Source organism: Sphingomonas sp. GW821-FHT12D09, from assembly GCF_058807215.1.
In genome coordinates, this window is the sequence record NZ_JBXAQL010000001.1 from 2,031,343 (window position 1) to 2,043,171 (window position 11,829).

The 11,829-nt window shown below is 65.4% G+C and carries 15 protein-coding genes; 8 read left to right on the top strand and 7 right to left on the bottom strand.

Annotated elements, in window-relative coordinates; translation table 11 throughout:
• Positions 1-392 precede the first annotated feature (392 nt).
• Complete coding sequence (locus AC1RPL_RS09185; protein ID WP_493068935.1) at positions 393-2,291, top strand: eCIS core domain-containing protein; 1,899 nt, start codon at positions 393-395, stop codon at positions 2,289-2,291.
• 104 nt (positions 2,292-2,395) lie between these two features.
• Here the strand turns inward: AC1RPL_RS09185 and rpsD are convergent, their stop codons facing one another.
• Positions 2,396-3,010, bottom strand: coding sequence for a 30S ribosomal protein S4 (rpsD, locus tag AC1RPL_RS09190; protein ID WP_493068936.1), 615 nt, complete (start codon positions 3,008-3,010; stop codon positions 2,396-2,398).
• Between the two features lie 177 nt (positions 3,011-3,187).
• Between rpsD and AC1RPL_RS09195 the strand changes: the two genes are divergently transcribed.
• A complete protein-coding gene (locus tag AC1RPL_RS09195; protein ID WP_493068937.1) occupies positions 3,188-3,490 on the top strand; it encodes a chorismate mutase in 303 nt (100 codons plus the stop codon).
• A gap of 37 nt (positions 3,491-3,527) precedes the next feature.
• Here AC1RPL_RS09195 and AC1RPL_RS09200 read toward each other — a convergent pair whose 3' ends face one another.
• The 5 genes from AC1RPL_RS09200 to rpiB form a co-directional block, all read right to left on the bottom strand.
• Positions 3,528-3,809 (bottom strand): hypothetical protein, encoded by a 282-nt coding sequence (locus AC1RPL_RS09200; protein WP_493068938.1) that lies wholly within the window; start codon positions 3,807-3,809, stop codon positions 3,528-3,530.
• A gap of 85 nt (positions 3,810-3,894) precedes the next feature.
• Positions 3,895-4,620, bottom strand: a complete 726-nt coding sequence (locus AC1RPL_RS09205; protein WP_493068939.1) for an RNA methyltransferase — start codon at positions 4,618-4,620, stop codon at positions 3,895-3,897.
• Positions 4,617-5,105: a transcriptional regulator NrdR gene (gene nrdR / locus AC1RPL_RS09210; protein ID WP_493068940.1), complete on the bottom strand. Its 489-nt coding sequence runs from the start codon at positions 5,103-5,105 to the stop codon at positions 4,617-4,619. The genes AC1RPL_RS09205 and nrdR overlap by 4 nt, the downstream gene beginning before the upstream one ends.
• Positions 5,106-6,416 carry a serine hydroxymethyltransferase gene (gene glyA / locus AC1RPL_RS09215; RefSeq protein ID WP_493068941.1) on the bottom strand — a complete coding sequence of 437 codons (1,311 nt, stop codon included), beginning with the start codon at positions 6,414-6,416 and terminating at the stop codon, positions 5,106-5,108.
• Positions 6,413-6,865, bottom strand: a complete 453-nt coding sequence (rpiB, locus tag AC1RPL_RS09220; protein ID WP_493068942.1) for a ribose 5-phosphate isomerase B — start codon at positions 6,863-6,865, stop codon at positions 6,413-6,415. The genes glyA and rpiB overlap by 4 nt, the downstream gene beginning before the upstream one ends.
• Positions 6,866-6,923: 58 nt before the next feature.
• Here rpiB and AC1RPL_RS09225 point away from each other — a divergent pair, with 58 nt between their 5' ends.
• Entirely contained in the window at positions 6,924-7,175 is a 252-nt protein-coding gene (locus tag AC1RPL_RS09225) for a putative periplasmic lipoprotein (protein WP_493068943.1), read from the top strand.
• Entirely contained in the window at positions 7,175-7,648 is a 474-nt protein-coding gene (locus tag AC1RPL_RS09230; RefSeq protein ID WP_493068944.1) for a hypothetical protein, read from the top strand. Before AC1RPL_RS09225 ends, AC1RPL_RS09230 begins: the two co-directional genes overlap by 1 nt.
• A gap of 31 nt (positions 7,649-7,679) precedes the next feature.
• On the opposite strand, the gene AC1RPL_RS09235 is transcribed toward AC1RPL_RS09230, so the two are convergent.
• Positions 7,680-8,600 (bottom strand): LytTR family transcriptional regulator DNA-binding domain-containing protein, encoded by a 921-nt coding sequence (locus tag AC1RPL_RS09235; RefSeq protein ID WP_493068945.1) that lies wholly within the window; start codon positions 8,598-8,600, stop codon positions 7,680-7,682.
• 49 nt (positions 8,601-8,649) lie between these two features.
• Here AC1RPL_RS09235 and AC1RPL_RS09240 point away from each other — a divergent pair, with 49 nt between their 5' ends.
• The 4 genes from AC1RPL_RS09240 to AC1RPL_RS09255 all read left to right on the top strand — a co-directional run bounded on the left by AC1RPL_RS09240 (position 8,650) and on the right by AC1RPL_RS09255 (position 11,746).
• Positions 8,650-9,327 (top strand): DUF1579 domain-containing protein, encoded by a 678-nt coding sequence (locus AC1RPL_RS09240; protein ID WP_493068946.1) that lies wholly within the window; start codon positions 8,650-8,652, stop codon positions 9,325-9,327.
• Positions 9,328-9,429: 102 nt separating this feature from the next.
• Positions 9,430-10,674 carry a BtaA family protein gene (locus AC1RPL_RS09245; RefSeq protein ID WP_493068947.1) on the top strand — a complete coding sequence of 415 codons (1,245 nt, stop codon included), beginning with the start codon at positions 9,430-9,432 and terminating at the stop codon, positions 10,672-10,674.
• Positions 10,671-11,327 (top strand): class I SAM-dependent methyltransferase, encoded by a 657-nt coding sequence (locus tag AC1RPL_RS09250; protein ID WP_493068948.1) that lies wholly within the window; start codon positions 10,671-10,673, stop codon positions 11,325-11,327. The genes AC1RPL_RS09245 and AC1RPL_RS09250 overlap by 4 nt, the downstream gene beginning before the upstream one ends.
• Positions 11,300-11,746: a helix-turn-helix transcriptional regulator gene (locus AC1RPL_RS09255; RefSeq protein ID WP_493068949.1), complete on the top strand. Its 447-nt coding sequence runs from the start codon at positions 11,300-11,302 to the stop codon at positions 11,744-11,746. Before AC1RPL_RS09250 ends, AC1RPL_RS09255 begins: the two co-directional genes overlap by 28 nt.
• Positions 11,747-11,829: the final 83 nt, after the last annotated feature.

Sequence of the window (11,829 nt, forward strand, 5' to 3'; positions counted from 1 at the left end):
CCCGGGGTTTTTGTTTGCGGAAATGTTACAGAAACATGCAGGAAAAGCCAAATGCCGAGGCGCCGAAATGGGTCAATCGGGCCGCCAGGAACCGCAGTTTTCCGCCAATTCGGGTAGAATGGTTCGGAATCGGTGTGGTTCACAGCCTGGGCCGTGCAGGCGGCAGAATACTTGCCCTAGATCGATCCCGGCGAGTCCCGCGCGCCTCGGCTTAAATACTGCACGAAGTTCGGCGCGTTGCCGGGTAAAGGATTTACAACCAAATCGGGGGTTTTGCCTGAATTGTTCAGGCTATTCGCTGCCATGGTGATTTGCTATGGTTGTCGGCTTAAGCCGTTCTTAGGTCCGGATATTTCGGGCGCGGTCACATCATTGGCAGCACGGGATCCGGAATGCACGGCAACTCGTTTTCAGGCGTGATCCAGGGATTCTTCGTAGGCGCACCGCGCCGGCCGGGGCCTGTGCCGGCCACCGTGGCGCGGCACGGTACCGCGCCCGCGATCGGCCAGCATCGCCCCGGCGCGCCGGCCCCCGCCTTTGGCAGCCAGCGTGGCGCCGTGCAGGCCAAGCCAGCACCTGGCCGTCCCCTGCTCGCGCATCAGCGCGGCGGCACCGCGATGCAGGCGCATGGCGTGGCCGAGAGCTTCGAAGTCGATCCCGTCCAGATCGGCCTGTCGCGCGGTGGCGGAAACCCGCTGCCCCAGGCACTGCTCGCCAAGATGGAGGCGGCATTGGGCGCCGATTTCTCCGCAGTGCGGGTGCATGTCGGCCCGCAGGCATCGCGGATCGGGGCGCTGGCCTTCACCCTGGGCGAGCAGCTCTATTTCGCGCCCGGCCAATATCAGCCGGAGACGGTGAAGGGGCAGCAGCTGATCGGGCACGAGCTGACCCATGTCGTCCAGCAGCGCCAGGGCCGCGTGCGCGCGCCGGGATCGGGCGTGTCGGTAGTGCAGGATCGCAGCCTCGAGGCCGAGGCCGACCGGATGGGCGCGCGGGCCGCGGCGCATCGGGGCTTTGCTTCGCCGCAGGCGGGTGCGGCGCGGCCGGGCGCACCGGCGCGGGCCGCGGCGATGCAGTGCAAACCTGTGGTGCCGGGGCGGATCGTGCAGCGGGCGCAGCAATTTTCGGCCCCGCCCTTCAAACTCAATCAACTGGGGATCGACTTGGTCGAAACCATGTCCCCGACCTACACCGGCAAGAGGGCTTTCAAGACCTATTCGCAGGACGACCTGTTCCAGGACCCGAACAAACCCAAATCCACGTCCAAACGATCCCAGGGAAGAAAAGCCGTCCGCGGCACGACCGTAAACGTCACGGCTTATTTTGACGTCCGCGAAGAAGATGCCCGCGCAGGTGGCAAGGTAGTTTCCTACATCAAGGCAAATGGCAAGCTGGTGGCGCTGGGCGACAACAATAAGGCCGCAAAAGGTGTGAAATTTCAGTCAGGCGTTTACAACCAAAGCACCAAAGGCGGGAATAGCGAAGGACTCAAAATCAACTTTCACGCTGAAGATTGGGCGATAAAGACCTTTAAGGATAGGTATAGCCAGAGCGGCTACGACAGCTTGGACCAGTGGCTTGAATCAAAGTCATCAAAAAATAACAATGTCGGGAACAAGCATTTTATAAGCATGGCGGTTAGTGCCTGCCCGTGCATGGGCTGCGCGATAAGTCTGCGCGGTTTCAAACAATATCTTGACCGCGAACTTGGCGCCGACAATTTTATATTCCGATTGAAGTTCCTTCGCCCGTATAGTCTGTCGAGCAGCATCACCAACTCCGACAGCAACAGTTCCGAGAATTTCACCTCCACCTTGGGGATACTGACTGGCGCCCATATTTCCGTTAGATTCCAGAATCTTCGTTCGGCGAAGAACCTGATGAACAGAAATTTGAAAACCGCCAAGCCGATCACCGAGGCCATGGAGGACGGCTTCGCCTTCAACCATCCCGGCGTGAACAATTCCCTCAACGCGGATCAGTTGCTCTATCTCAACAAGACGTGGACGCAGCAGGGCTTCAATCGGAAGCCTGTGCCGGGCACCGTGACCGTCCAGGCACCCGTGTTCGTGCTTCCTCCACCGACAATGGCTCCGCCCCCGCAGCCGCAAGGCGGGATAGGCAACGTCCCCCAGTTCCCCCCTGGCCTCGGCCAGCCGGCGCCCTTCCAATTCAATCCGGCGCAGCTGCCGGTGCAGCACAACAATGCTCCGCCTCCGGCACCCCTCGTCTATGCCCCGTCGGCTCCGAACCCGAACCGCGTGACCAATGGGCGCTATGCTCCCTACTGAAATCGACGGTTGCTCATAGATAAGCGTCCGGTTCAGGCACGCCCACGAAAAAGGGCGGCCCCGAAGGACCGCCCTCTTTTTCCTGTTCCCGAAGGAAGCGACCTTTAGCGCGAGTAAAACTCGACGACCAGGTTCGGCTCCATCTTCACCGGGTACGGCACCTCGTCGAGGGTCGGCACGCGGGTGAAGGTGATCTTCGAGGCGCCGTCCGGCGACACGTAATCGGGGATGTCGCGCTCGGCGAGGCTCTGCGCTTCCATCACCAGCGCCATCTCCTGCGCCTTCGAACGCAGCGACACGGTCTGGCCCGGCTTGATGCGGCGCGAACCGATGTTGCACTTCTCGCCATCGACCATCACATGGCCGTGGTTGACCAACTGGCGGGCCGCGAAGATCGTCGGCGCGAACTTGGCGCGGTAGACGATCATGTCGAGGCGCTGCTCGAGCAGGCCGATGAGATTCTGCGACGTATCGCCCTTCATCTTCGAAGCGTCCTCATAGGCACGCTTGAACTGCTTCTCGGTGACATCGCCGTAATAGCCCTTGAGCTTCTGCTTGGCGCGCAGCTGGATGCCGAAGTCCGACATCTTGCCCTTGCGGCGCTGGCCGTGCTGGCCGGGGCCGTATTCGCGCTTGTTCACCGGGGACTTGGGACGGCCCCAGATGTTCTCGCCCATGCGGCGATCGAGCTTGTACTTTGCGCTGGAACGCTTCGACATATGTAATCCTTGCAATCGCTGACAACGTTTTTCCCGGTATCCGCCTGCTTGTCTCTCGAAGGAGGGCAGGGCCACCGCTTCACCGGGGTGCGGGGCCATTGCGAAGGCGCGCGGTTAGCGGCGGGCGGCACGGGAGTCAAGCTGGACAGCGCCGGAATGCCCCGCCAAGGAGCGGGCATGCATGATATGATCGATCCGCAAGCCTGCACCACGATGACCGAAGTTCGCGCAGGCGTAGACGCCGTGGACGCGGCGATGGTCCAGCTGCTCAAGCGGCGCTTCGGCTATATGGACGCAGCGGCGCGCATCAAGCCCGAGCGCGGGCATGTTCGCGACGAGGCGCGCAAGGCGCAGGTGATCGCCAATGTCCGCGCGCACGCCCGCGCCGCCGGCGTGCCCGAGGATGTGGTGGGCGCGCTCTGGGAGCAGCTGGTCGAGGCCTCGATCGCGTACGAACTGATGAAGTTCGACGCGCGCTAGGCACGCGCCGGCCTGGTGCCGGCGCGGCCGAACAAGCTTAGCCGCCGGTGTTGGGGGAGGAGATCCCCGTGCCGCCCGGACGACCGCCATAATCGCGGTTGAGCTTGTCGCGCGCGGCGGCCGAGCTGTTGGACAGCGCTTCCCACTCGGCCTTGGTGTGGCACTCGCGCTTGGTCATGATCGAGCCCGTCTGCGGCATCGGGCGGCAGATCTTCTTGTCGGTGGGCTTTTCGGCCGCCTGCTTGCCGCCGGCATCTGCCGTCTGGGCGAGCACGGGCGTGGAAAGGACAAGCAAGGCAAGCACGGGCACGAAACGCATTGAAAACCCCATCCGCTGAGAAAGATTCGGGCAATATAACGGCGTTTCGCATCTGCGAAAAGCAGAAGCATATTTCCGCTATGTATCAGCCGCTGCGGTGGCGCTTCCTGCCATCGAGCGCGGAGAGCACGCCGCGCAGGGTGCGCAGCTCATAGGTCGACCAGCCGGGCTTGGTGAGCAGCGTGCGCAGCGTCCGCCGGGTCGAGGGGACGCGGTCGGGCGGGAAATAATAGCCCGAATCCGCCAGCATCGCCTCGAGCTGGTTGATCATGCCCTCGAGCTCGGCGTGCGGCGCGGGCGGATGGAGCACCTCCTCGGTCGGCTGCACCAGCGCCTCACCCTTCGACCATTCATAGGCGACGAGGATCACCGCCTGGGCCAGGTTCAGCGAGCCGAATTCGGGGTTGATCGGCACGGTGATGATCGTGCGGGCGAGCGCGACGTCATCGGTCTCCAGTCCCGAGCGCTCGGGGCCGAACAGGATCGCCGAGCGGCCTTCCTCGGTGTGGATGGCGCGGGCGGCTTCCTCGGGCGTGACGACGGGCTTGGAGACGCCGCGCTTTCGCACCGTGGTGGCATAGACATGCGCGCAGTCGGCGACGGCATCGGCGACGCTCTCATAGACCTGCGCCTTTTCGAGCACGATGTCCGCACCCGAGGCGGCCGGGCCGGCGCTGGGATTGGGCCAGCCGTCGCGCGGGGCGACGAGGCGCAGCTCGAGCAGTCCGAAATTGAGCATCGCGCGGGCGGCCTTGCCGATATTCTCGCCGAGCTGGGGACGCACGAGGACGATGACGGGGGGCTGGCTCATCCAGCCTTCCCGTTTTCCTGGCCCATCTCGGTGACGTTGCCGGCGAATTCCTCGAAATCCTTGGCCTCGCGGAAGTCCTTATAGACGCTGGCGAAGCGGATATAGGCGACCGAATCCAGGCCCTTGAGCCCCTGCATCACCAGCTCGCCGATCTTCTGCGAGGGGATTTCGGTGTCGCCCAGGGTCTCGAGCTGGCGCTGGATCCCCGAGACGAGCTTCTCGACCTGCACTGCGGTGATCGGCCGCTTGCGCGTGGCGACCGAGACCGAGCGGACCAGCTTGTCGCGGTCGAACGGCTCGCGCCGGGAATCTCCGGTTGCCTCGCTCTTGAGCACGGTGAGCTCGCGCAGCTGGATGCGCTCGAACGTCGTGAAGCGCGCGGCGCAGGCCTCGCACTGGCGCCGGCGGCGGATCGCCGCCCCGTCTTCGGTGGGGCGGCTATCCTTTACCTGGCTGTCTTCATGTCCACAGAAAGGGCAGCGCAATTACAGCTCCGGATAGATGGGGAAGCGCTCGCACAGGGTGCGGACGCGCTCGCGGACATTGGCTTCGACCTGGGCATCGCCCTGCTCGCCATTCTTCTTGAGGCCGTCGAGAACGTCGGCGACCATGTTGCCGATCTCGCGGAACTCGGCCGGACCGAAGCCGCGAGTGGTGCCGGCCGGCGAGCCGACGCGGATGCCGCTGGTCTTGACCGGGGGCAGCGGGTCGTTCGGGATGCCGTTCTTGTTGCAGGTGATCGCCGCGCGCTCGAGCGCTTCGTCGGCGTCCTTGCCGGTGACGCCCAGCGGGGTGAGGTCGATCAGCGCGAGATGCGTGTCGGTGCCGCCCGAGACCACGGCCGCGCCGCGCTCCTTGAGCGTCGCCGCCAGGACCTTGGCATTCTCGACGATCGCGGCGGCGTAGCTCTTGAACTCGGGCTGGAGCGCCTCGCCGAACGCGACTGCCTTGGCGGCGATGACGTGCATCAGCGGGCCGCCCTGCAGCCCCGGGAACACCGCCGAGTTGATCTTCTTGGCGATCGCCTCGTCATTGGTGAACACCGCGCCACCGCGCGGGCCGCGCAGCGTCTTGTGCGTGGTGGTGGTGACGACATGGGCGTGGCCGAAGGGCGTCGGGTGCACGCCGCCGGCGACCAGGCCGGCGAAGTGCGCCATGTCGACCATGAAGATCGCGCCGACTTCATCGGCGATCGCGCGGAACTTGGCGAAATCGATGTGGCGCGGATAGGCCGAGCCGCCGGCGATGATCAGCTTGGGGCTATGCTCCCTCGCCTTCGCCAGCACTTCGTCGAAGTCGATCAGGTGCGAGACCGGGTCGACGCCGTACTGGACCGCGTTGAACCACTTGCCCGACATCGCGGCCTTGGCGCCGTGGGTCAGGTGGCCACCCGAATCGAGGCTGAGGCCCATGATCGTGTCGCCCGGCTTGACCAAAGCGAGCATGACCGCGCCATTGGCCTGCGCGCCCGAATGCGGCTGGACGTTGGCGAAGTCGCAGCCGAACAGCTGCTTGGCGCGGTCGATCGCCAGCTGCTCGACTTCGTCCGACGGGTGGCAGCCCTGGTAATAGCGTTTGCCGGGATAGCCCTCGGCGTACTTGTTGGTGAAGACCGAGCCCTGTGCTTCGAGCACGGCCTTGGAGACGATGTTCTCGCTGGCGATCAGCTCGATCTGATATTGCTCGCGCTTCAGCTCATGCTCGACGCCGGCGAAGACCGCGGGATCGGCATCCGCGAGCGAACGGGTGAAGAAGCCATCGGGCTGGACGCCGGCGTTGATCGGATTGGTGCTCATGCAGAAGTCCTTTCGGGATGGCTGAGCTTGTCGACCCGACGCTGGTGGCGGTCGCCGAGAAACTCGGTTGCAAGGAAAGTGGTGATGCACGCCTTGGCCATCTCGATCCCGACCAGGCGGGCGCCGAGCGCGACGACATTGGCGTCGTTATGCTGGCGGGCGAGGCTGGCCGAGAGCGGCTCGGCGACGAGCGCGCAGCGGGCGGCGGGGTTGCGGTTGACTGCGATCGAGATGCCGATGCCCGAGCCGCAGAGCGCAACGCCCTTGTCGGCCTGGCCGTCCTCGATCGCCTTGGCGAGGCGATAGCCGTAATCCGGATAGTCGACGCTCTCGGGTCCGTTCGTCCCGAGATCGAGCACTTCGTGCCCTTCGTTACGCAACCATTCGGCGAGTTCTGCCTTCATGGCGTAGGCGGCATGGTCCGAGGCGATTGCGATGCGGTGCGACATGCGCGCTCCCCTACGACGCGAGGGCCCGGCTGGCTAGACCGACTATTCGGAGAGAAAGATGCGCAAGACGATTTTCGCCCTGATCCCCGCCGCGGCGCTGGGACTCGCCGCCTGCTCGCCGAGCGCGGAGAATAATTTGAGCAACTCGCTCGACCGCACCGGCGATTCGCTGAGCAATGCCGCGAACGACTTGGGCAACAGCGTGGATGCCGTGGCCGACGATGCCGGCAACACGCTCGACAATGTCGGCGAGGATGTCGGCAACCGCGCCGAGCATGTCGGCAATGCCATCGACGAGGCGACCCGCTGATGCGCGCGCTGCTGATCCTCGCGCCGGCACTGGCGCTGGCCGCGTGCAACACCGCCGACAAGGCTGCGGACGCGACCGCCAACGCCACCGAGACCGCCGGCAATGCCGCGGAGGCGGTGGGCGGATCGATCGCCAACGCCGTGAGCGAAGGCGCTTCCGACCTGAAGAACCAGGTCTCCACCAAGCCGGTGGACCGGGATTCCTGGGTCGGGCGCTGGAAGGGCGTCGAAGGGACCTATCTCGTCGTCTCGAAGGGCAAGGATGCCGGCACCTACCGGCTCGAGATGCAATATACGCTCGACGACCGCGGCACGTTCGACGGCAAGGGCAGTTCGGAGGGCATCTCGTTCACCCGGCCCGATGGCGACCTGACGCTGCATCCGAGCGACGGCGATGCGACGGGATTGAAGTATCTCGCCGGAAAGAAGGACTGCCTGACGGTGAAGTCGGGTGAAGGATATTGCCGGGATTAAAGGCTGACGGCCCTCCGAACCCTCAATTCCGTCATCCCCGCGAAGGCGGGGATCCAGGGTTACTCTGCCCCGCCAGTCCTGCTTGGCTCTGGATCCCCGCCTTCGCGGGGATGACGGTTAGGGTACGGCGCACGGTACTAAGCCACCCCCGCGCCCGCGCTTCCGCGGCATAGGTCGCGCTGACCGGCACGCTCCCCCCGCCCGCCAGCAGCAACCGCCATTTCCGCCCTTCGCGGGCGGCACCTTCCACCGCGGCGGCGGCCACCCACGCTCCGCGGTGCACCTGCGTGCCGTCGATCCCCGCGACCTCCTCCAGGGCGTCGCCGAAGCGGTAGTGGATCAGGTCGCTGCGCCCGTCGCGGTGGTGGACGCGGCAATAATGGTCCTCCGCTTCGATCGCCGCGAGCGCGTCGGCGGCGATGCGGGCGCGGGCGAGCAGGCCGGTCTCGGCGCGGACCGGGCGCGTGCGGCGAAGCAATATCCAGGCGACCAGCGCGCATACCGCGAAGATCGTCGCGCTGATCACCGCCGCCCTGCCCCATATGTCATGCGGCATCGCCTGCATCTCGACGCCGACCAGTCTGCCGCACAGCCAGATCTCCAACGGCAGCGGCAGGTTGAGCGGGAGGGTGCCGAGCAGCGATACGCGCGGCCAGTCGGTCGGCTTGCGCACGCCGAGCGCGAAGAGCAGCTGCCATTTGAGCGAGTTCCAGCCCATCAGCAGCAACCAGAAGGCGATACGCGACCCGAGCGGAAGCGCGCCGGTGTTGAACCCCCCGGTGACGATCATCAGCGCGGCGGCGGCGAGGCACGCGATCCACAGCAGCGGGAAGCCGGGTATCGGCTTTCTGGGCCATGCACGTTTCGCGAAGGCCAGGACGCGCTTCGCGAAACCGGGCTTGCCGGCGGTGCGGGCTGTGGAGCCAGTGCGGAGCGACCGGGCGGCGGGCATGGCGGACAGGCTGCCATGTGCGAGGCTTGGCGACAATCGGGAGATCGGAATGCGCGGCTACTTAAAGTTCGTCACCCCGGCGAAAGCCGAGGCCCAGGGCCACAAGCGGAACGGCAGAGAAACCCTGGGTCCCGGCTTTCGCCGGGATGACGGTTTGCGGGGTGGCTGGCGGTTGGCTCTGGCGCTGGCCGCCCTCGCCCTCCCCGCCGCTGCGCATGCCCAGGCCGCCGACACCGCCGCGCTCGCCGCCCAGGCCGAGGCGATGCACAAGCTCGACTGGATGCACGGCAAATGGCGCGGCGAGGCGCGGATGCAGACGCCGAAGGGCGAGTTGGTAGTGACGCATACCGAGCGTGTCGGCACCTTTCTCGACGGGACGATCACGCTGGTCGAAGGCAAGTCGTTCGGCGCGGACGGCAAGGTGCCGTTCAATGCCTTTGCCGCCATCTCCTATGATGCGCGCACCAAGAGCTATGCGACGGCGAGCTATGCCGGCGGCCGCGCGGGCAGCTTCCCGATGACAGTGACGGACAAGGGCTATGCCTGGGAAGTGCCAGCCGGGCCGGGTGCCAAGGTGCAATACAAGGCGTGGTTCGACGGCACGACCTGGACCGAGACGGGCGATTTCGTCGGCGAGGGCCAGCCACCGCATCCCTTCTTCAAGATGACCCTGAAGCGCATCGGCGACACCGACTGGCCGGGTGCCGGAAGCGTCACACGGGATTGATTTTGCAGCACTCCTGACCCAAGGGTTACTCCGGTTCGTCACATTGAGGTAATAGGGCGTGACGAACCGCCGCCGGCCCGCCGGGCGTCCATGGAGTCACTAATGGGTTCGATCACCAAGACGCCGAAGAACGTCGCCGTGCGCGGTGCAGTGCATCGTCACGAGCATATGACCAAGGAAGGCCTGCTCGAGCGGGCCTTCACCTTCGCCTTCCGGGGGTTGGTCTATCCGCAGATCTGGGAAGATCCGGTGATCGACATGGAGGCGCTGCAGCTGCAGAGCGACCACCATATGGTCACGATCGCCTCGGGCGGGTGCAACGTCTTCTCCTACCTGACTGCGAACCCGGCCAGGATCACCGCGGTGGACCTCAACCCGGCGCATATCGCGCTCAACAACCTCAAGAAGCAGGCGGCGCTGAACCTGCCCGATTATGCGGCGTTCCACCGCTTCTTCGGGCTGGCCAACAAGGCGGAGAATGTCGAGGCGTACCGCGAATTCATCGCGCCGCACCTCGATGCGCCCTATCGCGACTATTGGGAGCGCCGCGGGCTGAACGGCACGCGCCGCATCGAAGCGTTCAAGCACGGCTTCTATAAATATGGTCTGCTCGGGCGGCTGATCGGCTTCGTCCACTGGCTGGGCAACCGCTACGGCATCGACGCGCGCGAGATCCTCAAGGCGAAGACCATCGAGGAGCAGCGCGAGATCTTCGAGACGCGCTATGCCCCGTTCTTCGACAAGAAGTTCCTGCGCTGGCTGGTCGACCAGCCCGCCGCGCTGTTCGGCTTCGGCATCCCGCCGGCGCAGTACGACCTGCTCAAGATCGACGACCAGGCGGGCATCACCGGCGCGCTGCGCAGCCGCCTGCGCAAGCTGGCCTGCGACTTCGACCTGAAGGACAATTACTACGCCTGGCAGGCGTTCGGCCGCGGCTATGGCGAAGGGCCGGACGCGCCGCTGCCACCCTATCTCGAGGCGAAGAACTGGGACGTGGTGCGCGCCCGCGCCGACCGGGTCGAGATCCGCCACACCAATTACGCCGATTATCTCGAATCGATGCCGGCCCAGTCGCTCGACCGCTATATCCTGCTCGATGCGCAGGACTGGATGACCGACGAGCAGCTCACCCGGATCTGGAGCGAGATCACCCGCACTGCCAAGCCCGGCGCGCGCGTGCTCTACCGGACCGCGGCGATCCCCGATGTGGTGAAGGGGCATATCCCCGACGAACTCATGTCCCAGTGGGAATATGAGGACCAGGCCAAGCTCGACGACTGGACGCGCCGCGACCGCTCCTCGGTCTATGGCGCGACGCACGTCTGGACGCTGAAGCCGCACGCATGAGCGCTGCCACCGGCGACCAGAAGGGGCTGATGGACGCGACCTATGCGCTCCATCGCCACTTCTATGACCTGACCCGCAAATTCTACCTGCTGGGGCGCGATGCGCTGATCCGCGGGCTGAACCCGCCCAAGGGCGGGACGGTGCTCGAGGTCGGCTGCGGCACCGCGCGCAACCTGATCGTCGCGGCGAAGCGCTTCCCGGACGCGCGCTTCTTCGGCTTCGACATCAGCGAGGCGATGCTGGAGACGGCGCGGGCTTCGGTGGCGAAGAATGGCCTGGGCGGCAAGATCACTCTCGCACAGGGCGATGCCGGCAATTTCGACGTGAACCGGCTGTTCGGCGTCGAAAAGCTCGACCGGGTGTTCATGAGCTACACGCTCTCGATGATCCCGCCCTGGGTCGAGGCGATCGAGCTGGGAGCCAAGGCGCTGGCGCCGGGCGGCAGCCTGCACATCGTCGACTTCGGCCAGTACGAGAAGCTGCCGAAATTCGCCAGGAAGCTCCACTTCAAGTCGCTGAACGACTTCCACGTCTACCCACGCGCCGAACTGCCCGCAGTGCTCAGGCGCGTCGCCGAGGAACAGGGGCTGCGGCTCGACTTCCGCTCTTCGTTGCGCGGCTATGTGTGGAACGCGACGATGACGCGCGGCTGACCGGCATGTGGCAGCGCGTCCTGCTGTACGGCGCGATGCTGGCGGGCGGCACGCTGCTGCTGGAATGGCTGGATTACCAGCGAATGGTGCGATCGCATGCCGGCGAAGCCTATATCTTCGTGATCGCCGCCGGATTCCTGGCGCTCGGCGTGTTCCTGGGCGCGAAGGTGATCGCCTCCCCCAAGGCGAAGCCGTTCGACGGCAACCCGCAGGCCTTGGCGACGCTCGGCATCTCGGCGCGCGAACTGGAAGTGCTGGGGCAGATCATGGCTGGCCGATCGAACCAGGAGATCGCCGACCGGCTCGGCGTGTCGCTCAACACCGTGAAGACGCATGTCGCGCGGCTGCTGGAGAAGCTCGGCGCCAAGCGGCGGACCGACGCGGTGGCGCGGGCGCGGGAATTGGGGATCGTGCGCTAGTTTCGCGCAAATCATCCTTTCGGGCGATTGCCGGCTCGGCTTGTCCTTGGCCTGTTCGAGGCGCAACTTGAACCAAGGGGAAC